This window comes from Streptomyces asoensis, assembly GCF_013085465.1.
Taxonomy (GTDB): domain Bacteria; phylum Actinomycetota; class Actinomycetes; order Streptomycetales; family Streptomycetaceae; genus Streptomyces; species Streptomyces cacaoi_A.
In genome coordinates this window covers 840580-861539 of sequence record NZ_CP049838.1, presented here as the reverse complement: position 1 = coordinate 861539, position 20960 = coordinate 840580, and the positions used below count along the sequence as shown (strand labels likewise).

The window sequence follows — 20960 nt, the reverse complement described above, 5'->3', positions numbered from 1 at the left end:
GCCATGGACGCGGACGTCATCGTCGTCGGAGCGGGCCTCGCGGGCCTGGTCGCGGCGCACGAACTCACCAGCAGGGGCCGGCGGGTCGCCCTGGTCGACCAGGAGAACGCCGCCAACCTCGGCGGCCAGGCGTTCTGGTCCTTCGGCGGGCTCTTCCTCGTCGGCTCCCCGGAGCAGCGCCGCCTCGGCATCAAGGACTCCTTCGACCTCGCCTGGAACGACTGGCAGGGCAGCGCGCAGTTCGACCGCGCCGACGACGAGGACTCCTGGGCGGTGCGCTGGGCGCGCGCCTACGTCGAGTTCGCGGCGGGGGAGAAGCGGACCTGGCTCGCCGGGCACGGGATCTCCTTCGTGCCGACCGTCGGCTGGGCGGAGCGCGGCGACCTGCGCGCCGACGGACACGGCAACTCCGTGCCCCGCTTCCACGTCGCCTGGGGCACCGGCACGGGCGTCGTCGAGCCGTTCGCGCGGTACGCCAAGCAGGCGGCGAAGGACGGGCTGCTGACCTTCTACCACCGGCACCGGGTGGACGAGCTGGTCCTCGAGGACGGCGCCGCCCGCGGGGTGCGCGGCACGGTCCTCGCCCCCGACGACTCCGCGCGCGGCGTCGCCTCCAACCGTGACCGCATCGGCGACTTCGAGCTGACCGCCCAGGCCGTGGTCGTCACCAGCGGCGGCATCGGCGCCAACCACGAGATCGTGCGGCGCTACTGGCCCGAGCGGCTGGGCACGCCGCCCGCCGAGATGGTCACCGGTGTCCCCGCGTACGTCGACGGCCGCATGCTCGACATCAGCGCCGAGGCCGGCGTCCGGCTGGTCAACCGCGACCGTATGTGGCACTACACCGAGGGCATCCAGAACTGGGACCCGATCTGGCCCGGCCACGGCATCCGCATCCTGCCCGGCCCGTCCTCCCTGTGGTTCGACGCCCTCGGCCGCCGCCTGCCCGACCCGTGCCTGCCGGGCTACGACACCCTCAACACGCTCAAGCACCTGCGGACGACCGAGGACATCGCCGGGCACGACCACTCCTGGTTCATCCTCACCCGCAAGATCGTCGAGAAGGAGTTCGCGCTCTCGGGCTCCGAGCAGAACCCCGACATCACCGCCAAGGACCGCAAGGCGGTCCTGCGCGACCGGCTGCTCGGCAAGGGCGCCCCGGCGCCGGTGCAGGCGTTCCTCGACCGCGGCGCGGACTTCGTCATCGCCGACACCCTCGACAAGCTCGTCGAGAAGATGAACGGGCTGACGGAGAAGGCGCTGCTCGACGTGGACGGGCTACGCCGTCAGATCGAGGCCCGCGACCTCCAGATCGCCAACCCGTACGCCAAGGACTCCCAGGTCCAGGGCATCCGCAACGCCCGCCGCTACATCGGCGACCGGCTCGGCCGGGTCGCCACCCCGCACCGCGTCCTGGACCCCGAGGCCGGCCCGCTCATCGCCGTCAAGCTGCACGTCCTCACCCGCAAGACCCTCGGCGGCATCCAGACCGACCTCGACTCGCGCGCCCTGGGCGCCGACGGACAGCCGGTCGAGGGCCTGTACGCGGCGGGCGAGGTGGCCGGCTTCGGCGGCGGCGGCGTGCACGGCTACAACGCCCTCGAAGGCACCTTCCTCGGCGGCTGCCTCTTCTCCGGACGGGCCGCCGGCCGGGCCGCGGCGAAGCAGACCGGCTGAGCAGTCAGTGCTGGTCCGCCTCCAGCAGGCGGACCAGCACCGCCGTGTGGCTCTGCTCCGGGGACTTCGCGGACGTCAGCAGCGTCACCGGCCCCTTTGCGGCCAACTCCCGGACATGGTCCAGGAGTTCGGCCGCCTCGGGGTCGGTCAGCTCCGCCTCGTAGCGGCGCGCGAACTCCTCGTACGGCCCCTCGCCCGCGTGGTACCACCGGCGCAGTTCGGTGGACGGGGTGAGGCCCTTGGGCCACTCGTCCACGCGGGCCGCGTCCTTGGACACCCCGCGCGGCCACAGCCGGTCGACCAGCACCCGCACCCCGTCGTCGGGCTCTGGCGGGTCGTAGACGCGACGCACGCGGACACTCATGGGCGGGCCGTCCTCGGGTTGGCGGGTCCTGTCGAGCGTAGACCCGGGACGCCCGCGGACACCGCTCGGCTTGACCTGAATGAGGGGGAAGACCGGGGCTCCCAGTCCCTAGTCTGAGGACGTTTGATCACACGCCACCCCCCCAGGAGCGCACGTGACACACCCTCGCAGACGCACCACCACCCTCCTGCGCCGCGAAACCGTCGCCGTCACCGTCCCCGTCGCCCTGGCGGCGCTGCTCACGGCGGCCGGACCCGCCACCGCCGCCGGACCGGCGGGTACCGCGGGCGTCGGCGACCCCTACTTCCCGCTCGCCGGCAACGGCGGCTACCACGTCTCCCACTACGACCTGACCCTCCGCTACGACCCGGGCAGCCGGCACCTCGACGGCAAGGCGGTGCTGACCGCCCGCGCCACCCAGCGGCTGACCCGCTTCGACCTCGACTTCCAGGGGCTGAAGGTCACCGGCCTCACCGTCGACCACGTCAAGGCCGCACACCGGCGCGACGGCCAGGAACTCGTCGTCACCCCGCAGCGCGCCCTGCGCAAGGGCGAGCGGTTCCAGGTCACCGTCACCTACAGCGGCACCCCCGGCCCGGTCACCGACCCCGACGGCTCCCTCGACGGCTGGATCCCCACCGACGACGGGGCCTTCGTCGCCGGCGAACCGCAGGGCGCCATGACCTGGTTCCCGGCCAACAACCATCCCCTCGACAAGTCCTCCTACGACTTCACGATCACCGTCCCCGAGGACCGCGCCGCCGTCGCCAACGGCGTCCTCCTCGGCCGGCGCACCACGAACGGCAGGACCACCTTCCGCTGGCGCCAGACCGAACCCATGGCCGCCTACCTCGCCACCGCCACTGTGGGAAAGTTCCAGGTCAAGCAGTACACGACCCGCGACGGCCTCAAGGTCTACGACGCCGTCGACCCACGCGAGGCCGCGGCCGCCGCGCCCGTCGTCAAGCAGCTGCCCTCCGTACTGGAGTGGGAGAGCAGGCTGTTCGGGCCCTACCCGTTCCGCGCCGCCGGCTCCATCGTCGACCACGCCCCGAACGTCGGCTACGCCCTGGAGACCCAGTCGCGGCCCGTGTACGACCGCGCCCCCGACCTGAGCACCCTCGTCCACGAGAGCGCCCACCAGTGGTTCGGCGACTCCGTCTCCCTCACCTCCTGGAAGGACATCTGGCTCAACGAGGGCTTCGCCACCTACGCCGAGTGGCTCTACGAGGAGCAGCACGGGGGCGACAGCGCGCAGAAGTCCTTCGACGCGCTGTACGCCCGCCCCGCCACCGACGGACTGTGGGCGTTCCCGCCCGGCGACCCCGGCAGCGGCGCGAACATCTTCGGCACCCCCGTCTACGCCCGCGGCGCCATGACCCTGCACGCCCTGCGCACCACCGTCGGAGACCGCGCCTTCTTCCGCGTCCTGCGGGCCTGGGCCGCCGCGCACCGCTACGGCCACGGCACCACCGCCCAGTTCGAACGGCTCGCGGAACGGGAGTCCGGGCAGGACCTCGGCGTACTGTTCCGGACCTGGCTGTACGGCCGGGGCAAACCAGGCAGGCCCTAGCGCCCGAACAGGCCCCGGAACCTGACGAGTTCCAAACACCTGTCGGCGAAGGTCGAACGATGATCACCCTTCGCCGCCGGGCCGCGCTGCTCGCCGCATCCCTCCTGCTCACCGGATGTGGCGGCGGTGCCGCCGCCACGCCGGAGCACCCGCCCGCCGCCACCGCCGCCGGCACACCGGCGACGCCCGGCACACCCGCGCCCGCGATCTCCGTCGAGGCGGCACCGCAGCGGATACCCGGTCTGGGGACGAAGACCCGGGCCGCCGTGCCGGACGACGCGGCTCAGGTGGTCGTGGTGACCGGCCGGGGCCGCGACTCCCCGCTCTCCACGGTGGTCCTGTACCGGCGGACCGCGGCGGGCTGGCAGGCGGGGAAGAGTTGGCCCGCGCACAACGCGCTGCGCGGCTGGAGCGACCACCACATGGGCGGCGACCTGCGCTCACCCATCGGCGTCTACGGCCTCACCGACGCCGGCGGCCTGCTCCGCGACCCCGGCACCCGGCTCTCCTACGACCACGGCGTGGGCTTCACCTCGCCCGGCACCGGATTCGAGGGCGAACCGCTCCAGGGCTCCTTCGACTACGTGATCGCGATCGACTACAACCGCGAGCCCGGCACCTCGCCCCTCGACTGGACCCGCCCCCTCGGCGCGGAACGCGGCGGCGGCATCTGGCTGCACGTCGACCACGGCGGCCCCACCCACGGATGTGTGAGCATCGCCGAGGAGCACATGAAGGAACTGCTCCTCGCCCTGGACCCCGCCCTGCACCCCGTGGTCGTCATGGGCGACCATGCCTCTCTGGCCCGCTGAACAAACGGAGTTGTCGCGTGTGCGCTCACGTACTGGTCGCCGAGGACGACGCGATGCAGGCCGAACTCATCCGGCGCTCCCTGCTCGCCGAGGGGCACACCGCCACGGTCGTGCACGACGGCGCGGCCGCGCTGGACTCGGTGCGGCGCAACCGGCCCGATCTCGTCGTCCTCGACCTCATGCTGCCGGTCATCGACGGTCTCGGGGTGTGCCGGGTGCTGCGCCGCGACGACGACGACATCCCGGTACTGATGCTGACCGCACGCGCCGGCGAGGACGACGTGCTGCTCGGCCTGGAACTGGGCGCCGACGACTACATGACCAAGCCCTACAGTCCGCGTGAGCTGATGGCCCGCATCCGTACCGTCCTGCGGCGCAGCGGGCGGGCCGGCGCCGACCGGCGGGACGACCCCGTCGTCCGGGCCGCGGGGCTCGCCGTCGATCCCGAGCGGTACGAGGTGCGCTGCGCCGGAGAGCCGGTGGAGTGCACACCGGCCGAGTTCCAGATCCTGCTGGCCATGGCCGCCGAACCCGAACGGGTCTTCTCCCGGCGGCAGTTGCTCCAGTGCACCCGCGGGTTCGACCGGGCCTCGACCGAACGGGCGATCGACGTGCACATCATGAACCTGCGCCGGAAGATCGAGGTCGACCCGCGCAGACCCGTGCGGCTGCTGACGGTGTTCGGCGTCGGCTACAAGCTCAGCGGCGGCCACGCGTGAACCGCGCCCGCAACCGCACCCGCATACCGCTGCGCAAGCGCCTGCTGGTCCGTCTGCTGATCGCGTCCGCCCTGATCGCCGTGTGCTCGGTGGCCGCCACCGCCTGGCTCGCCGTCACCACCACCACCCGCGCGCTGCGGGAGGAACAGGGCCAGGCCCTCGCCGACGACATGGACATCCTCGCGCAGCTCAGCGGCTACGCGGCCACCCACCCCGACTGGACGGGAGTCGAGGCCACGGTCCGTGACCTGTCCGCGCGCACCGGCCGGCGCATCGCCCTGACCACCGCCGACCGCACGCCCCTGGCCGACTCCGCGCCGCGCGGCACCTCCCTGCCGCCGAGTGCCGCCGCCACCGTCGACCCGCTGCGCACCGACACCTGGAGCGAGCCGGGCGCGCAGCTGAGCGGTACCGACCCGCGTGTGGTGGGCCCCTACCGGCTCACCCCGCTCGAACGCACGAAGCTCGACGCCGTGGCCCGCGCGCGGCAACGCTGCCTCTCCCGCTACGGCATCGACACGACCGTCACCCACGCCCCGAGCGGGCGCCCGGTGGTCACCGCCACGGACTCCACCACCGTCTCCGCATACGCGCTCGACGAGTGCGGGGACGGGCAGCTCGACACGCCCGCGCCCACGGAGGAGAAGGCACTGACCGCGCTTCAGGGCCGCGCCGGCGGCTGTCTGACCCGAGCGGGCCTGGATCCCGACGTCCCCCTGATGTTCACCGGCCTCCCCGGCACCTCCGCCCGGACCCCGACCCTGGCGCCCGTGTTCGCCGAGGCGGTGGACGGCATCGACAGGCCGGGGGACGGCAAGGCGGCCCTGCGCGCGGCACAGACCTGCTTCGAGACCGCCCGGCACGCCCAGCTCGACCCGTACGTCGCCCCGGTCGCCGAGTTGTTCCTCGGCGTCGGGGACGACGGCGCGGCTCCCCGCTGGGTCATGTCCCCGGCCAACAAGGCGAAGGTGATCGGCGCGGCCGGGCTGGTGCTGGCCGTCACCGTCGCCGTCACCGCCGTCGTCGCCACCCGCCTGGTCCGGCCCCTGCGCGCCCTGACCGAGGCGGCGCAACAGCCCCCGGACCGACACGCCCGTGTGCCCGTCACGACGCGCGACGAGACCGGGATCCTCGCGGAGGCCTTCAACGACCTGGCCGAACGCCGGGAGCGACTGGAAGCCCAGCGCAAGGCCCTCGTCAGCGATGTGGCCCACGAACTGCGCAGTCCGCTCACCAACATCCGGGGGTGGCTGGAGGTCACCCGCGACGGCCTCGTGGAACCCGACACCGAACTGCTCGGCGCCCTGCACGAGGAGGCCCTGCTCCTCCAGCGCGTCATCGACGACCTGCGCGACCTCGCGGACGCCGACGCGGGCACCCTGCGTCTGCACCGCGAACCGGTGCCCGCCGACGACCTGCTCGCCCAGGTCACCGCCGCCCACCGGGTCGCCGCCGACACGGCCGGCGTGCGCCTGCGCACCGAGACCGAGGGCGCTCCCTGGCTGGACGCCGACCCGGTGCGGCTGCGGCAGGCGCTCGGCAACCTCGTCACCAACGCGGTACGTCACACCCCGCCCGACGGCACGGTCACCCTGACCGCCCGGGGCGACGGCGAGCGCGTAGTCCTGGAGGTCGCCGACACCGGCACGGGCATCGCCGCCGAGGACCTGCCGCATGTCTTCGAGCGGTTCTGGCGGGCGGAGAAGTCACGCAGCCGCCGCACCGGCGGCAGCGGCCTGGGCCTGCCGATCGTCCGCCAGCTGACGGCCGCTCACGGCGGCACGGCGCAGGCGGAGAGCACCCCGGGCACGGGCAGCGTCTTCACCCTGCGACTGCCCGCGGCGACGGCCCCCGGAGACGGCTGAGGCGGCACGACCGAGGTCGCCGCGGGCCTGGACCGAACCGGGGGACCCGGGCCGTGCGGCCGAGACGCTCCGGCAGGCGGTCGCCGGTCGAGCGGGTCGAGGGGGACGAGCGTCGCCCCTCCCGGGTGCGGGCCGTCGCGCCGGACCGGCCGGTGAGCGGCCGGTCCGGGCACGGAACCATGGTCCTGCCGCTGCGTCCGGCCGCCAGGCCCCCGGCCCCGGCTCTCCTGGCCCATGGGCCCACCCGGCCCCGGCCCCGGCACAGCTCACGAACTGCGTCGGGCGGCCCTTGTCCGCCGCTTGAGGGCGCGTCGTTCGTTCTCACTCGTGCCGCCCCATACCCCGAGGGTCTGATCGGTCTCCATGGCCCACTCCAGACACTGCTCCCGCACGGGGCAGCGTCGGCAGACCGCCTTCGCCTGCTCCGTCTGGAGCAGTGCCGGACCGGAGGTACCGATCGGGAAGAAGAGGTCGGGGTCCTCGTTGCGGCACTCGGCATGCTCTCGCCAGTTGTCCATCGAAGTCACCTGCGATCTCGTCGTATGCGCTTTTCCGGATGAGTTGCTCCCGCTCGGGTCACCGGAGGGGCGGCGGTGAAACAGGATGGACCCGGAAAAGCGTTCACTGCTCCCGCTGCCCCCACGGGGAGCCGTACGCCGTGAGCAGGTCGAGGAACGGACGGGGCGGGAACGCCTCGGGGCCCAGGACGCCCGCGCCGGACCACGCGCCCGTGGCGAGCAGTTCGAGGGCGATCACCGGGTTGACGGCGGTCTGCCACACCACGGCCTGGCTGCCGTACTCGGCCATGGACCACTGGTTGTCGACCACGTGGTACAGGTACACCTCGCGCGGCGCTCCGTCCTTCACGCCCCGCACCCAGGTGCCCGCGCAGGTCTTGCCGTGCATCAGCTCGCCCAGGGTCGCCGGGTCGGGCAGACAGGCGGCCACCACGTCCCGGGGCGAGACGGGCACCGGCCCCGACGCGCTCGGCACGGTCACCGGCGCGGTGCGGTCCAGCCCCAGGAGGTGCAGCGTCTTCAGGGTCTCGATGAACTCGTTGCCCAGGCCGTACTTGAAGGTGACCCGGCGCGCCTTCACCCAGCGCGGCACGAGCAACACCTCCTCGTGCTCGACGTTCACGCACTCCACCGGCCCGATGCCCTCGGGGAAGTCGAAGACCTCGGGCTCGCTGAAGGGCGCGGTGGTGAACCAGCCCCGGTCGGCCTCGTAGACCACCGGAGGGTTCAGGCACTCCTCGATGGTGGTCCAGATGTTGAAGGAGGGCGCGAAGTCGTGGCCCTCGACGGTGAGGTTCGCGCCGTCGCGGATGCCGATCTCCTCGATCTCGTCGAAGAGTTCGTCGGCGGCGTACCGGGCGAAGACGTCCGACAGACCCGGCTCGACCCCCATGCCGACCAGGGCCAGGGCGCCCGCCTCGGCCCACTCGTCGGCCTCGGCGAACTGCGCGTCGCCGAGCCGGACGCCGCACTCCTCGTACGGCCGGTCCGGGTGCGGCCGCGACAGCGACATCGCCATGTCGACATAGGTGGCCCCGGCGCCGCGCGCCGCGTGGAACAGCGGCATCACGAACCGCGGGTCGGTGGCGTTGAGCAGGACGTCGCAGCGGTGGCGGGCGAGCAGCTCGGCCACGGCCGCCTCGTCGCCGGCGTCGACGCGCTCGGCGTGGAAGCGGTCGTCGCCGTCGAGCGCCGCGACGGCGGCAGCGGCGCGGGCGGGGTCGTAGTCGGCCACCACCAGCGCCTCGAAGAACGGACGGCGGGCGGCGATCCGGGTGATGGCGGTACCCACACCGCCGGCGCCCACGAGAAGGACACGCATGGACAGAACTCCCTCGGCTGAGAATGCGAACGAAGGTGAACAAGCTGAACGAAGGTATGCGAAAGCGTGCTAAGGGGCCCTGAGGCAGATACAACTCCGTGCGTCGGCGTAAGGTCAATGGTGTTGGCATAAGAGTGCAGGCCCGCAGAAGGGGAGAGGGGGCGAGGAACCGTGGCCAAGCAGGTCGTACCCGAGGAGAAGCGGCGTCGGCGCCGGCCCACCAGGAGCGGCACCGTGCTGTCCGAGCGGCTGATCGTCGAGGCGGCGCTGCGCCTGCTGCGCGAGCACGGCAGCGCCGGCCTGTCCGCCCGCCGTCTCGGCATCGCCCTCGACTGCGACCCCAGCACCCTCTACCGGTACTTCGGGGGCATGGACGAGCTGACCCTGGCCATCGGTGACGCGCTCGTCGGCGAGGCGCTGCGCGGCTGGCGGCCGACGGGGGAGTGGCGCACGGATCTGCACGCCGTCGGGCTGCGCATCCACGCCGCGTACGTCGCCCACCCGCAGGCCGCCCAGCTCACCGCGAGCCGGGTGACCGGCCGGGCCAACGAACTCGCCGCCGACGAGGCCGTCCTGGACGTGCTGCGCACCGCAGGGTTCCCGCTGCCGGACACCGTGCGGATCTACCACGCCTTCATCGACCAGACGCTGGCCTTCGCCGCCCTGGACGCCGCGTCCCTGGCCCTGCCCCGCGCCGTGCGGCGCGCCGACGACGCGGTGTGGCGCTCGACGTACGCCCGGCTGCCCGCCGAGACCCACCCCCGGATCGCCGAGGCGGCCCCGCTGCTGTCGACCCGCATGGTGACCAGCGCCTATCCGACGGCGCTGGAGATGCTGCTGGACAGTGCGCAGGCGACGCTGGCCGGGCTCAGCTCCTGAGGGCCTCGGCCGCCGTCGCCGCTACGGCGTCCGCCACCGCCGCCAGCGCCGGGGAGTCCAGCTTCCACTGCTGCCAGTACAGCGGGACGTCCAGCGGGTGTTCGGGGGCGAGGGAGACCAGGCTGCCGGAGCGCAGCAGTGGGCCTGCCTGCGCCTCGGGCACCATGCCCCAGCCCAGGCCGGCGACCACAGCGGTCACGAAACCCTCCGAGGTCGGCACGGCCTGTCGTACCGGACTCGCGCCGCCGGCGCCCCGGCGCAGTCCGCGCACGAACGCGTCCTGGAGGTCGTCGCTCCGGTCGAAGGTCATCACGGGTGCCCGGCCGAGGGTTTCGTGCAGCGGGCCGTCGCCAAGATGGCGGGAGACGAAGTCCGGGGTCGCGGCGGCCAGGTAGCGCATCGTGCCCAGCGTCCGCACGGAGCAGCCGGTCACGGCCTCGGGAGACGAGGTCACCGCGGCCATCACCAGCCCCTCCCGCAGGAGTTCCGCGGTGCGGGTCTCGTCCTCGCGGTGCAGTTCGAAGCAGAGCTGCGGCTCCCGCGGCACCCGGCTCAGGGCCGGCAGGAACCAGGTGGCGAGCGAGTCCGCGTTCACCGCGACCGTCACCCGAGCAGGTTCGCCCTCGCCGCTCATGCCCAGCTCGGACCGCGTGTCGCGCTCGAGCCGGGCCAGCTGGCGGGCGAACCGGACGACGATCTCGCCCGACTCCGTGGGCCGCACCGGCTTGGTGCGCAGCAGCAGCACCCGGCCCGTGCGCTGCTCCAGTGCCTTGACGCGCTGACTGACCGCCGACGGCGTCACATGCAGGGCGGCGGCGGCCGCGTCGAAGGTGCCCTCGTCCACCACCGCGAGCAGGGTGCGCACCTGGTCGAGCGGAAGGTCCGTCATCATCCGATCATCACGAACACTAATGATACGTAAGAATCTTTAGCTGTACGTCCAGTGATCGCTTCCCTAGCGTGGACGTCATGTCCCACACCCTCACCGCCGCGGCCGCCGGATTCGGCACCGGTCTGTCGCTCATCGTCGCCATCGGCGCCCAGAACGCGTTCGTCCTGCGTCAGGGCATCCGCCGTGACGCCGTCCTCGCCGTCGTCGGGATCTGCGCCCTGTCCGACGCGCTGCTCATCGCTCTGGGTGTGGGTGGGGTGGGCGCGTTGGTGGTGGCCTGGCCCGGGGCGCTGACCGCGGTCGGCTGGATCGGCGGTCTGTTCCTGCTCTGCTACGGGGCGCTGGCGGCCCGGCGGGCGTTCCGGCCCACGGGTGCTCTGGCGGCCGAGGGGGAGAGCGCGGGCTCCCTGCGCCGGGCCGTGCTGACCTGTCTGGCGCTGACCTGGCTCAACCCGCATGTCTACCTCGACACGGTCTTCCTGCTCGGTTCCGTCGCCGCCGACCGTGGCCCGCTGCGCTGGACCTTCGGTCTCGGCGCCGCCCTCGCCAGCCTGTGCTGGTTCGCCGCGCTGGGCTTCGGCGCCCGGCTGCTCGGCCGGTTCCTGACCCGGCCGACCGCCTGGCGCGTCCTGGACGGGCTCGTCGCCGCCACGATGATCGTCCTCGGCGTGACGCTCGTCGTCGGGGCGTGACCCGCTGCCGGCTCGTCATACGGAGTCCGGAATCTGAGATCCCGCGTCCACTGAGCGGTGAAAGCACAGCAGGTGCTGGGATAGTGACCTCCGGACCGAAAGATGTAACGAGCAACCAGGAATCGCGTGGACACGAGCGAGAGCAGCACCGCACCCGAGGCCGAGGAGGCCGACCCGAGTCCGCAGGACCGGCCCCGGCGCGGCTGGCGCCGCTGGGCGATGGACACCCGACCGCTGCGCCGGCCGGCCTACCGGCGCCTGTGGTCGTCGACCATCGTCACGGCCGTGGGCAGCCAGCTCACCGCCGTCGCGGTACCCAAGCAGATCTACGACATCACCGGCTCCTCCGCCTGGGTCGGCTACGCGAGCCTCGCCGGGCTGGTGCCGATGGTGCTGTTCGCGCTGTGGGGCGGCGCGGTCGCCGACACCGTCGACCGGCGCAAACTGCTGCTGGTCACCAACAGCGGTATCGCCGTCACCTCGGTGCTGTTCTGGCTCCAGGCGGTCTCGGGACTCGACTCGGTGGCCGTGCTGATGGTGCTGCTCGCCACCCAGCAGGCGTTCTTCGGCCTCAACGCGCCCGCCCGCAACGCCTCCATCGCCCGGCTGGTCCCGGCGGGCGAACTCGCCGCCGCCAACGCCCTCGGCTCGACCGTCATGCAGACCGGTCTGGTCGCCGGGCCGCTGCTCGCGGGCTCCCTGATCCCCGTCATCGGCCTGCCCGAGCTGTACCTCCTCGACGCCGTCGCGCTGTGCGTGACGCTGTGGGCGGTGGCCCGTCTGCCCGCGCTGCCGCCCCTGGCGAGTGCCACCGCCCGGCGCGCCGGAGTGCGGGAGATCGTGGAGGGCTTCCGCTACATCTCCCGGCACAAGGTCCTGTTGCTGTCCTTCCTCGCCGATGTCATCGCCATGGTCTTCGGCATGCCCCGGGCCCTGTTCCCGCAGCTCGCCGCCGAGACGTACGCCTCCTACGGCGAAGGGCTCGCCCTGGGCCTGCTGTTCGCGGCGATCCCCATCGGCGCGGTGCTGGGCGGACTGTTCTCCGGCACGTTCTCGCGAGCCCGGCGGCACGGCTGGATGGTCATCGGCGCGGTCGTCGCCTGGGGCGCGGCGATCGCCGGGTTCGGACTGAGCGGCAGTCTGTGGCTCGCCGTGGTGTTCCTGGTCTGTGCCGGGGTCGCCGACATGGTCTCCATGGTCTTCCGCGGGGCGATCCTGCTGTCCGCCGCCACCGACGAGATGCGCGGCCGTATGCAGGGCGTCTTCACGGTCGTCGTCGCGGGCGGCCCCCGGCTGGCCGACGCCCTGCACGGCACGGCGGGCGCCGCCTTCGGGCCCCGTGTCGCGGTCGCGGGCGGCGGTCTGCTGGTCGTCGTCTCGATGCTGGGCCTGGCGGTCGCCGTGCCCGCGCTGCGCCGGTACCGCGTCTGAGCGGGGCGCTGGGTCTACAGATCCCCGCGCCGGTGCGTTCCGTAGTGCTCCATCAGCTTGCCCCGGGTCGTCTCCAGCCGGTGCGCGAGGATCTCGGCCACGATCCGTATCAGCGACATCCCGAGCGCCGGATCCTCGTCGCACAGGGCGAGCACCGGTGGCGCCTCGAACTCGTAGGCCCGTACGGGGCTGAAGGCCTCCGCGCCGAAGTCCCACTGATAGGGCGGGAACAGCCACGACCAGCCCAGCAGGTCGCCGGCGCCGAGGCTCGCGACGGTGACCCGCCGCAGGGACGTCACCTGCTGGACGAGCGAGACCGCGCCGGAGCGGATGACCCAGAAGCGGTCGGCGGTGCCGCCCGCGTCGAAGATCCGGGCGTCCTCCGGGAAGGACACCTCACGGGCGAGCGTCATCAGGCGCTGACGCTGGGGCGGGGGCAGCGCGGTCAGCAGTTTCGTCGCTTTGGTCATGGCCCGGAGCTCCTCGCCGACGTTCGGTGGGGGTGCTTCCCCTTCCCATTTCAGCCGCTGCCGACGCACCGGGCACCTCGGCGGTCCGCACTTTCCGCACGAGGGCCACGAGGGCATGGAAAAGCCCTGGCTGGACGGGGGAGGCCAGCCAGGGCAGCAAAGGGTGGTGCACGGAGGAGGAGTGGCTTCGACCCCGCTCACCAGGTATGAATGAACCGTAAACCATTCGGGGAGATTTTGTGTACCCGAAACCCGGTCGCGTGACCCGTTTCACTCCGAGTGCCCGTGACGGCCGGCGCCGATCGGGGCCGGTCCCGGGTCAGTGCGGTTCGGTGCTCCGGCCGGGCGTCACGATCTCGTCCAGCACTCTGAGCACGGCTTCGTAGGCGAGACCCCGGGTCCGGGCGTCCCGCGCGTCCTCCGCGCGTTCCGTGCCGGCCCGGGCGAGGTCCGCGCTCCGGGCCCGCCAGGCCAGCAGTTCCTCGTGGGCGCAGGCCCTCGCCCGCTGGATGCGCCGCAGCAGTTCGTCCGAGTCCACCACATCGGTCATCTGGTTCGCGTACCCGGATCCGGCGGGACGAATGCCCCTCGTCCGGGAGGTTTGGCCGCCGCGGGGGCGGCCAGCCGAAAGGGAGACAACCGCACCGTCCGGTGGAAGAGCGCCGGGTGCGGAAGGGGCGCCGAGCCCACCGCGGAGGTGCGGCCGGCCGATCGACGGTCCACCGCCGGTCGGCGGGCCCGCTTCGGCCATCCGACCAGTCGGCACCAGCCAGGGGAGCGAAGGGATGCGTACGAACGACTCGACCGACCGTGAGGACGCCCAGGACGGAGTCTTCGGGCACGGCGGGCACGAGCAGTGTCGGCCGGCCGACGTCCGCAGTGCCGTACGACGGGCGGTGACCGGGCGCTGCGGGACCCTCGGCTGCCCGTACGACGAGGACGGGCTCTCGGACGCCCTGCTCGTCGCCTCGGAACTGACGACCAACGCCATCCTGCACGGCGGCGGCATCACCGGATTCGACGTCGACATGGACGGGCCGGCCGTGCGCGTCTCCGTCAGTGACCGCAGCGACCGGCTGCCGGCCACCACCGACCCGCTCGACGAACAAGGTCGACAGCGCACCGGCGGTCGCGGCTGGCCGATCGTCTGCCGGCTGGCCCGCAATGTCAGGGTGGCCTGTCTGCCCTCCGGCGGTAAGCGCATCACCGCCGTCGTCCCCGTGTTCTGACCCCGGCGCCGACCGGTCCGGGACGTGGACCGCGAACCTGTGAACGCCTTTCGCGCAGGCGGAGTTTGTACCTCCAGGGGCAGGGCAGACGGAGGTTCGTGCTTCGGACCGGAGGCGCGCCGACGGGAGCGAGTTGTCCGCTCCGGGGCGCCGCACGCGCTCCGGACGGCAGGAGTTCTCGTCGCCAGTCCCTGAAACCACCGTTCAGGAGAGCGATACCGCATGCCTATCGACATGTCGACAAGCCGTCCTTCCGCATCCGCCCCCGCCACCGCGCAGTTGCGGCGCACCCACGCCGATGCGCCCGACACCATGAGCCGGTTCGCCCGGCTGGTCACCCTGGAGGAGGGCCCCGAGCGGGACGCCGTACGCGACGAGCTCGTCACCGCCTGGCTGCCCATGGCCCACCGCATCGCCGGTCGCTTCCGCGACCGTGGTGAGGCGATCGAGGACCTGCGGCAGGTCGCGGCGCTGGGACTGGTCAAGGCCGTCGACCGTTTCGACCCCGAGCGCGGGGCCTTCGAGAGCTATGCCGTGCCCACCATCACCGGTGAGATCAAGCGGCACTTCCGGGACCGGATGTGGGCGCTGCGCGTGCCCCGCCGGGTACAGGAACTGCGCAACAAGGTGCGCGTCGCCCGCCGGGAACTCACCCAGAATCCCGGGGCGTCCGAGCCCTCGGTGGCCGACATCGCCACCCACACCGGGCTCACCGAGGACGAGGTGAACGCCGGCCTGGAGGCGCTGGAGAGCTTCAGCACCCTCTCGCTGGACGCCGAGACCTCGGCCGGTGACGACGGCTACAGCCTCGCCGACACCCTGGGCGACTCCGACTCCTCCTTCGATGTCGTGGTCGACCGCGAGTCCGCCAAGGAGGGCCTGCGCCGGCTGCCGGAACGCGAGCGCGCCATCCTCTACATGCGGTTCTTCGAGGACATGACACAGAGCAGGATCGCCGACCAACTGGGCATCTCCCAGATGCACGTGTCCCGGCTCATCAGCCGCAGCTGCGAGCGGGTGCGCCAGGAAGCACTGCGCTGACGGCACCGCATTCACCCATTCCGAACGGAGGAGAAGCAGACCGATGCTCATGCCGCATCCCGCTGTCCTGCGCAGACTCGTCGAGGAGTACGAGGCGCTGACGCGACCCGGATCCACCGAGGCGCCGCCACAGGCACAGGCACAGGCGCGTGATCTCGCCTACACGCTGTGCGTGTCCACCGGCACGCGCGACGTGAGGCACGCCCTGGAGACGGCACATCAATGGCTCGAGGCGGCGTCGGCCGCCGACGCGGCGATACGGCCGCCGACCGACAGAGATCCACACGTGTACGCCTGACGGGCGGGGTGGACGCGCCGGATCCCGCGTCCACCCCGCCGCCCTTTTGTGGACGGGGCATGGTCCAGGAGCGCCGGACGTGTGTACGGCGAGAGCCGGGGCAAGCGGATCCCGCAGGAATCGGGGAGACTTCGGGGAGGGCGAAATGGACACGAGTGCTCTGGCGCGCAACGGCCGGGTCGAGGTGGAGCGAGCGGCACGGGGCTCGGTGACGAAGGGCGCCGCCAAGGCGGGGCTCGCCGCGCGAGGTGTGATCTATCTGCTGGTCGGATTGCTGGCGCTACAGATCGCCTTCGGCGACGGCAGTCAGCAGGCCGACCGCCAGGGGGCCCTGGCGGAGATCTCGGAGAAGCCGTTCGGCGCCGTACTGCTGTGGGCACTGGGCGTCGGACTGGTCGGCATGGCGCTGTGGCGGCTGTCGGAGGTCGTCTTCGGCGGAGTCGGCGCCGACGGGCGCAGCGCCAAGAAGCGGCTGCTCTCGTTCGTCCGGTGCGCCTTCTACTCCTTCGTCGCCTACTCCGTGCTGGCCTTCGCCGCCGGATCGGGCAGCGGAGGCGGTTCCGGTGACGAGCAGTCCCGGGACGTCACCGCCCGGGCGCTCGAGCTTCCCGGGGGCCAGTGGATCGTCGGCGCGGGAGGCGTGGGGATCATCGTGGCGGGCGTGTGGATCGGCGCCCGCGCCGTCATGCGCTCCTACCGGAAGAAGCTGCGGCTGGGGGAGATGTCCCCGCGCATGCGGCGGCTGGTGGACATCACCGGGGTGGGCGGCGGCGCCGCCCGTGGCGTGGTGTTCGCCGCCGCGGGAGCCTTCGCCGTACGGGCCGCCGTCGAGTACCGGCCGAACGAGGCCAAGGGGATCGACGACACACTGCGTTCTTTCGCCGGCACGCCCGCCGGGCCGGGCCTCCTGGCCTGCGTCGCCGCCGGGCTCGTGCTCTTCGGACTGTTCTCGTTCGCCATGGCCCGCTGGCGCAAGGTCTGACGTCCGGATGCGTGGGAACACGGACCAGATGAACGAATCAGAGTTCCCGCGCGACGGACGACCCGTGGACATGTACCTCGACCTACTGCGCGTCCGCATGGACAGCGAGGACTACCAGCTGCTGCTGAAGGTCGTCGCACCCGCGCTGCGCGCACTCGAGGAGCAGCCCCCCGAGAGTCTCGACTTCGCCCTCGACCCGCAGGACACCCAACAACTGCCCCAGGAGATCCGCGACGAGGCCGCCCTGGTCATCGCCACCGCCGTCACCGGCCGGCTGGACAACCAGCTGGTGGAGATAGACGTCGACGGAACCGGCCCGGTCCGGGTGGTCACCGACGCGGGCACCGCGTCCGACCCCACCCGTCTCGCCGAGATCGCCGGCTGCATCCGACAGCGCCACCAGGACACCGAGGAGCTGCGGGGCATCGCGGCGGCGAGCGACATGTCCACGGACTTCTGACCGTGGACGGACCCGCCGTCACTTCGGCGGCGGAGCCACCGGCACGCCGAGCGGCCGGGCCAGACCGACCACCGCTTCGTCCAGGCGCTGAAGGTGGCGCAGCACGCGGTCGGTCACCCGGCCGTAGCGCGGCGTTCCCGGCCCGCCGGGCATCAGCAGCGAGGCGATGCTCGGCCCGGTCAGCACCTCGGCGGTACTCCGCTCACCAGCCACGCGCGCGGAGATCGCCCCGATGTTGTGCCGGATGCGCTGCCCGGCGCGGCGCAGCCCCGGGTCCGCCACGATCGACCGCTGAGTCGGCAGCAGCTCGGCCATGGCCGCCAGGGTCCGCGCGTGGTACGCACAGGTCTCGAGCAGCGCGACGACGTACCGGGCCGTGTCCCGCCGGGTCCGCAACGGCGTGACCGGGTGCGTCAGGGGCTGCGTCGCCGCCCGCAGATCGGCCAGTGCCTGGTCCAGGTCACGGGCCCGGTCCAGCAGCTCGGCCGGGGGACCGCCGCTCAGCTGCTCCACGGCCGCCTCGGTGACATCGGTCAGCCGCTCCAGCACGGTCGTCAGCAGCTCGTTGGTACGCCGGTCCGTGTGCACCGGCAGCACCAGCGCCGCCGCGACGATTCCGCAGGCCGCCCCGAGCGCGGTCTCCTCCACCCGTAGCACCAGCACCGACATGCTGTAGGTGTGCAGCAGCGTGTACAGCACACCCAGCGCGGCCGTCACGAAGAACGACATCAGCGTGTACGACAGCGGCGCCGTGTAGAACATCGCGAACACGCACAGCAGCACCACCGCGAACGCCGTCCACGTGTGGTGCCCGACCAGCCCCGCCAGCAGGATGCCGGCGACCACCCCGAGCACGGTGCCCAGCAGCCGCCGGTAGCCCTTGACCAGGATCTCCCCGGTGGAGGCGGTGTTGATGAACACGATCCAGCAGGTCAGCACCGCCCAGTACCAGCGGTGCGAGGAGAGCAGCTCACCGCCGACGATGGCCAGCGACGACCCGACGGCGACCTGCACGGCGGCCCGGGTGGTCGGCCGCCGCAGCCCCGTCTCCTTCCCGGCCGCGTCGGAGTCTTCGTCCCCCTCGCCCCCGCCGATCGCGGCGTCCTCCGCGTCCAGTTCCTCGCGGGAGCGCGCCGTCTCCGGGCTGTCCTCGGACTCGTCCTGCGGCCCGTCGAGCGCGATCCGCAACCCCAGCACCGCGCGCGCCGCCTCACCGACGCCCCGGAAGACGTCCTGGACGGCGGGCGACGCCTTCGGCAGGTTCTCCTCGTCCCGGTAGCCGAGCAGCCGGTTGCGGACGTGTGCCGTGGCCGCGCCCTCCGCGACGGGGATCCGGACCAGCAGCCGCAGGGCACCCAGATCACGGCGCAGGGCGGCGAGGGCCTCGTCCCGGACGGGGAGATGGCCGCCCTCCGGCAGTGGCGCGCCCGGCAGGTGCATGGTCAGGGTGTCCGCCCGTTCGGCGCTGCGGGCGGTCAGCAGGAGCAGGCCGAGCCGCTCGGCGGCGATCTCGGCGTCGGCGATCCGGCGCTGCACCAGTCGGGCCGTCGCCTCGTCCGGAGTGCCCTCCTCCAGCCGGCCCTGGATCAGCATCGCCGTCTCGTGCAGCCGGGCGGTGCCCTCGCGCACATGGGCCAGCGCCTTCTCGACGTCGTCCGGACCGGCGTCGAGGAGATCGAGCTGGGCGGCCAGCAACTGCGCGAGCCGCGCCCGGAAGGCCCCGCGCAGCCGCTGGAGGATACCGGCCGGCGTCTGCGGCACCAGCACGAAGCGCGCCACCGCACTGCACACGAAGGCGACGGCCAGCACCCCGTAGAACCCCGGCAGGCTCGCTCCGGTGACCCCGACGAACAGGGACAGGAAGTAGACCTGGAAGCCGACCAGCCCGAGCGCCGTGCCCCGGTCACCGAACCGGCGGCCGTAGACGGCGCAGAAGATCAGGGCCACGAAGAAGACGTCACCCGCCACCGTCCGGGAGCTGAGCAGCGCCGCCAGCGACATCGAGGCGAACGCCACCGGCAGACCCAGCGCCAGCGTGACGGCCTGCCGGTCGCGCTGCTTCTCCCGGATCGCGAACGTGGCGACCATCGCGGCGATGGCCCCCGCCACCAGGTGCGAGACGTCCGCACCCAGCAGCGAGAGCACGGCCAGCGTGAGGGCGATCGCACCGACCGTGCGCAACCCGGCCGCCAGACGCAGCAGCCCGGGGTCGGACGCCGCGATCCGATCCCGCCACCGTGCACCGAACGACCGTGCCGCCGCCCTCACGCCGCCGTACTCTCTCCCACGGTCCGACCTCAGGCGGTCTCCGACCCGGGCCCCTCGATCTGCGCCCGCACCTGCTCGGGCGTCAGATAGCTGTCCGTGTACTCGAAGTCCTTCAGCCTCGCCGCCCGGCGCGCCTGGAAGCCGGTGCGTACGAAATCGTCGCCCGCGACCGCGTTGAGCGTCCAGTTCGTCAGCACCCGCGCCTTGGCCACCCCCGTGCGCAGCGCCGACCAGTGGTAGCCGCGGGCCACCGCCTGCGCGGGCAGCCCGCGCAGCTCGATGCCGAGCGGCTTGGAGACGGCGTCGGTACCGCCGAGGTCGACGACCAGACCGAGGTCCTTGTGCACGTAAGGCCGCATCGCCCGGCCCCGCAGCGTTGCGATGACGTTGTCGGCGACGACCTTGCCCTGCCGCATGGCGTGCTGCGCCGTCGGCGGGCAGATCGCGCCCTGCTCGCCCTTGGCCTCGTCGGGTACGGCGGCGGCGTCCCCGAGCGCGAACACCCCGTCGTTCCCGGGCAGGTTCATCTCCGCGGTGACGGCGAGCCGCCCGCGGACCGTCTCCGCGCCGAGGGTCGCGATCAGCGGGCTCGCGACGACTCCCGCCGTCCAGATCAGGGTCCGGGTCGGGATCACCCGCCCGTCGGTGAAGGTGACCTCCTCCGGACCCGCCTTGGCGATGGACACGCCCAGCGAGATGTCGATGCCCCGCTTGCGCAGCACCTCCTGCGCACTGCGGCCGAGCTTGTCGCCGAGCTCCGGCATCAGCTTCGGCGCGATGTCGATCAGATGCCACTTGATCAGGCTCGGGTCCAGGTTCGGATAGCGCTTGACCGCGTTGTGGGTGAGGAGCTGGAGACAGGCGGCGGTCTCGGTGCCGGCATAGCCGCCGCCGACGACCACGAACTGGAGCCGCGAGGTCCGCTCGGCGGGGTCGTGGCTGGCGTCGGCGAGGTCGAGCTGGCTGATGACGTGGTCGCGGATGTACGCGGCCTCGGCGAGGGTCTTCATCCCGAAGGCGTGCTCGGTCAGCCCCGGGATGTCGAAGGTGCGCGTCACGCTGCCGGGAGCGAGCACGATGTAGTCGTAGGGCTCGTTGACGATCTCGTCGGTGATGGTCCGGATGACGCAGACCTTCGACTTGAGGTCCACGCCGATGGCACCGCCCGGAATGATCCGGGTGCGGTACTTCTTGCTGCGGCGCAGCGAAACGGCGATCGACTGGGGCGTCAGCACCCCTGAGGCGACCTGTGGCAGCAGCGGCAGATAGAGCTGGTAGGCGAATGGCGTCACCAGAGTGACGTCGGCCTCCGCGGCGGAGAGCGCGCGTTCCAGACGTCGAACGCACCCCACTCCCGCGAAGCCCGCTCCCACCACCAGGATCCTGGGTCGTGTCACGATGTCCATCCCTTTCTGCGGCTCCAGGCGGTCTGCCCCGACGTCATGCGCGTGCCCCGCCCGCGGGCGCCT

The 20960-nt window shown here is 72.5% G+C and carries 21 protein-coding genes; 13 read left to right on the top strand and 8 right to left on the bottom strand.

The features are described 5' to 3' along the window. Positions 1 to 3: 3 nt before the first annotated feature. On the top strand, positions 4 to 1677 hold the full coding sequence (locus tag G9272_RS03920; RefSeq protein WP_171395219.1) for an FAD-binding dehydrogenase: 1674 nt from the start codon (positions 4 to 6) through the stop codon (positions 1675 to 1677). A 4-nt stretch (positions 1678 to 1681) separates the two neighbouring features. On the opposite strand, the gene G9272_RS03915 is transcribed toward G9272_RS03920, so the two are convergent. After that, positions 1682 to 2041, bottom strand: a complete 360-nt coding sequence (locus tag G9272_RS03915) for a DUF488 domain-containing protein (RefSeq protein ID WP_171395218.1) — start codon at positions 2039 to 2041, stop codon at positions 1682 to 1684. 154 nt (positions 2042 to 2195) lie between these two features. On the opposite strand from G9272_RS03915, the gene G9272_RS03910 reads away from it, so the two are divergent. The 4 genes from G9272_RS03910 to G9272_RS03895 are packed head-to-tail and all read left to right on the top strand — an operon-like array spanning position 2196 to position 7010. Next, positions 2196 to 3614 (top strand): M1 family metallopeptidase, encoded by a 1419-nt coding sequence (locus tag G9272_RS03910; protein ID WP_171395217.1) that lies wholly within the window; start codon positions 2196 to 2198, stop codon positions 3612 to 3614. 59 nt (positions 3615 to 3673) lie between these two features. Then, positions 3674 to 4426: a L,D-transpeptidase family protein gene (locus G9272_RS03905; RefSeq protein ID WP_171395216.1), complete on the top strand. Its 753-nt coding sequence runs from the start codon at positions 3674 to 3676 to the stop codon at positions 4424 to 4426. A gap of 17 nt (positions 4427 to 4443) precedes the next feature. Further along, positions 4444 to 5145 carry a response regulator transcription factor gene (locus G9272_RS03900; RefSeq protein ID WP_171395215.1) on the top strand — a complete coding sequence of 234 codons (702 nt, stop codon included), beginning with the start codon at positions 4444 to 4446 and terminating at the stop codon, positions 5143 to 5145. Beyond that, a complete protein-coding gene (locus tag G9272_RS03895) occupies positions 5142 to 7010 on the top strand; it encodes a sensor histidine kinase (RefSeq protein ID WP_171395214.1) in 1869 nt (622 codons plus the stop codon). Before G9272_RS03900 ends, G9272_RS03895 begins: the two co-directional genes overlap by 4 nt. A gap of 266 nt (positions 7011 to 7276) precedes the next feature. Here G9272_RS03895 and G9272_RS03890 read toward each other — a convergent pair whose 3' ends face one another. Both G9272_RS03890 and G9272_RS03885 read right to left on the bottom strand, forming a co-directional pair. After that, entirely contained in the window at positions 7277 to 7528 is a 252-nt protein-coding gene (locus G9272_RS03890; RefSeq protein WP_057605100.1) for a WhiB family transcriptional regulator, read from the bottom strand. 103 nt (positions 7529 to 7631) lie between these two features. Further along, positions 7632 to 8849 carry a saccharopine dehydrogenase family protein gene (locus tag G9272_RS03885; protein ID WP_171395213.1) on the bottom strand — a complete coding sequence of 406 codons (1218 nt, stop codon included), beginning with the start codon at positions 8847 to 8849 and terminating at the stop codon, positions 7632 to 7634. Between the two features lie 171 nt (positions 8850 to 9020). On the opposite strand from G9272_RS03885, the gene G9272_RS03880 reads away from it, so the two are divergent. Further along, the gene (locus tag G9272_RS03880) at positions 9021 to 9728 is read left to right on the top strand and encodes a TetR/AcrR family transcriptional regulator (RefSeq protein WP_171395212.1); all 708 of its coding nucleotides are present in this window, start codon (positions 9021 to 9023) and stop codon (positions 9726 to 9728) included. On the opposite strand, the gene G9272_RS03875 is transcribed toward G9272_RS03880, so the two are convergent. Continuing rightward, positions 9718 to 10620: a LysR family transcriptional regulator ArgP gene (locus G9272_RS03875; protein ID WP_171395211.1), complete on the bottom strand. Its 903-nt coding sequence runs from the start codon at positions 10618 to 10620 to the stop codon at positions 9718 to 9720. The genes G9272_RS03880 and G9272_RS03875 overlap by 11 nt on opposite strands. 77 nt (positions 10621 to 10697) lie before the next feature. Here G9272_RS03875 and G9272_RS03870 point away from each other — a divergent pair, with 77 nt between their 5' ends. Together G9272_RS03870 and G9272_RS03865 are read left to right on the top strand one after the other, a co-directional pair. Continuing rightward, positions 10698 to 11312 carry a LysE/ArgO family amino acid transporter gene (locus tag G9272_RS03870; RefSeq protein WP_171395210.1) on the top strand — a complete coding sequence of 205 codons (615 nt, stop codon included), beginning with the start codon at positions 10698 to 10700 and terminating at the stop codon, positions 11310 to 11312. A gap of 126 nt (positions 11313 to 11438) precedes the next feature. Then, positions 11439 to 12743 carry an MFS transporter gene (locus tag G9272_RS03865; RefSeq protein ID WP_171395209.1) on the top strand — a complete coding sequence of 435 codons (1305 nt, stop codon included), beginning with the start codon at positions 11439 to 11441 and terminating at the stop codon, positions 12741 to 12743. Between the two features lie 14 nt (positions 12744 to 12757). Here G9272_RS03865 and G9272_RS03860 read toward each other — a convergent pair whose 3' ends face one another. Together G9272_RS03860 and G9272_RS03855 are read right to left on the bottom strand one after the other, a co-directional pair. Continuing rightward, the gene (locus G9272_RS03860; RefSeq protein ID WP_171395208.1) at positions 12758 to 13213 is read right to left on the bottom strand and encodes a cyclic nucleotide-binding domain-containing protein; all 456 of its coding nucleotides are present in this window, start codon (positions 13211 to 13213) and stop codon (positions 12758 to 12760) included. 319 nt (positions 13214 to 13532) lie between these two features. Then, complete coding sequence (locus G9272_RS03855) at positions 13533 to 13763, bottom strand: hypothetical protein (protein WP_171395207.1); 231 nt, start codon at positions 13761 to 13763, stop codon at positions 13533 to 13535. A 235-nt stretch (positions 13764 to 13998) separates the two neighbouring features. On the opposite strand from G9272_RS03855, the gene G9272_RS03850 reads away from it, so the two are divergent. The 5 genes from G9272_RS03850 to G9272_RS03830 all read left to right on the top strand — a co-directional run bounded on the left by G9272_RS03850 (position 13999) and on the right by G9272_RS03830 (position 17223). Continuing rightward, positions 13999 to 14442 (top strand): ATP-binding protein, encoded by a 444-nt coding sequence (locus tag G9272_RS03850; RefSeq protein ID WP_171395206.1) that lies wholly within the window; start codon positions 13999 to 14001, stop codon positions 14440 to 14442. Between the two features lie 222 nt (positions 14443 to 14664). Further along, positions 14665 to 15483: a SigB/SigF/SigG family RNA polymerase sigma factor gene (locus G9272_RS03845; RefSeq protein ID WP_171395205.1), complete on the top strand. Its 819-nt coding sequence runs from the start codon at positions 14665 to 14667 to the stop codon at positions 15481 to 15483. 43 nt (positions 15484 to 15526) lie between these two features. Continuing rightward, positions 15527 to 15781: a DUF5133 domain-containing protein gene (locus G9272_RS03840; RefSeq protein ID WP_171395204.1), complete on the top strand. Its 255-nt coding sequence runs from the start codon at positions 15527 to 15529 to the stop codon at positions 15779 to 15781. A 145-nt stretch (positions 15782 to 15926) separates the two neighbouring features. After that, positions 15927 to 16763 carry a DUF1206 domain-containing protein gene (locus tag G9272_RS03835; protein WP_171395203.1) on the top strand — a complete coding sequence of 279 codons (837 nt, stop codon included), beginning with the start codon at positions 15927 to 15929 and terminating at the stop codon, positions 16761 to 16763. A 28-nt stretch (positions 16764 to 16791) separates the two neighbouring features. Then, the gene (locus G9272_RS03830; protein ID WP_171395202.1) at positions 16792 to 17223 is read left to right on the top strand and encodes a hypothetical protein; all 432 of its coding nucleotides are present in this window, start codon (positions 16792 to 16794) and stop codon (positions 17221 to 17223) included. A gap of 18 nt (positions 17224 to 17241) precedes the next feature. Here G9272_RS03830 and G9272_RS03825 read toward each other — a convergent pair whose 3' ends face one another. Then, on the bottom strand, positions 17242 to 19491 hold the full coding sequence (locus G9272_RS03825; protein WP_171395201.1) for an FUSC family protein: 2250 nt from the start codon (positions 19489 to 19491) through the stop codon (positions 17242 to 17244). Positions 19492 to 19520: 29 nt separating this feature from the next. Further along, positions 19521 to 20897, bottom strand: coding sequence for an NAD(P)/FAD-dependent oxidoreductase (locus G9272_RS03820; RefSeq protein ID WP_171395200.1), 1377 nt, complete (start codon positions 20895 to 20897; stop codon positions 19521 to 19523). Positions 20898 to 20960: the final 63 nt, after the last annotated feature.

What these genes read in the sequence shown, in the direction of transcription:
- G9272_RS03875 (WP_171395211.1), bottom strand. Translation starts at nt 10,620, where the DNA reads ATGATGACGGACCTTCCGCTCGACCAGGTGCGCACCCTGCTCGCGGTG.
- G9272_RS03905 (WP_171395216.1), top strand. Translation starts at nt 3,674, where the DNA reads ATGATCACCCTTCGCCGCCGGGCCGCGCTGCTCGCCGCATCCCTCCTG.
- G9272_RS03855 (WP_171395207.1), bottom strand. Translation starts at nt 13,763, where the DNA reads ATGACCGATGTGGTGGACTCGGACGAACTGCTGCGGCGCATCCAGCGG.
- G9272_RS03915 (WP_171395218.1), bottom strand. Translation starts at nt 2,041, where the DNA reads ATGAGTGTCCGCGTGCGTCGCGTCTACGACCCGCCAGAGCCCGACGAC.
- G9272_RS03890 (WP_057605100.1), bottom strand. Translation starts at nt 7,528, where the DNA reads ATGGACAACTGGCGAGAGCATGCCGAGTGCCGCAACGAGGACCCCGAC.
- G9272_RS03870 (WP_171395210.1), top strand. Translation starts at nt 10,698, where the DNA reads ATGTCCCACACCCTCACCGCCGCGGCCGCCGGATTCGGCACCGGTCTG.
- G9272_RS03850 (WP_171395206.1), top strand. Translation starts at nt 13,999, where the DNA reads ATGCGTACGAACGACTCGACCGACCGTGAGGACGCCCAGGACGGAGTC.
- G9272_RS03845 (WP_171395205.1), top strand. Translation starts at nt 14,665, where the DNA reads ATGCCTATCGACATGTCGACAAGCCGTCCTTCCGCATCCGCCCCCGCC.
- G9272_RS03820 (WP_171395200.1), bottom strand. Translation starts at nt 20,897, where the DNA reads ATGGACATCGTGACACGACCCAGGATCCTGGTGGTGGGAGCGGGCTTC.
- G9272_RS03835 (WP_171395203.1), top strand. Translation starts at nt 15,927, where the DNA reads ATGGACACGAGTGCTCTGGCGCGCAACGGCCGGGTCGAGGTGGAGCGA.
- G9272_RS03885 (WP_171395213.1), bottom strand. Translation starts at nt 8,849, where the DNA reads ATGCGTGTCCTTCTCGTGGGCGCCGGCGGTGTGGGTACCGCCATCACC.
- G9272_RS03920 (WP_171395219.1), top strand. Translation starts at nt 4, where the DNA reads ATGGACGCGGACGTCATCGTCGTCGGAGCGGGCCTCGCGGGCCTGGTC.
- G9272_RS03830 (WP_171395202.1), top strand. Translation starts at nt 16,792, where the DNA reads ATGAACGAATCAGAGTTCCCGCGCGACGGACGACCCGTGGACATGTAC.
- G9272_RS03840 (WP_171395204.1), top strand. Translation starts at nt 15,527, where the DNA reads ATGCTCATGCCGCATCCCGCTGTCCTGCGCAGACTCGTCGAGGAGTAC.
- G9272_RS03860 (WP_171395208.1), bottom strand. Translation starts at nt 13,213, where the DNA reads ATGACCAAAGCGACGAAACTGCTGACCGCGCTGCCCCCGCCCCAGCGT.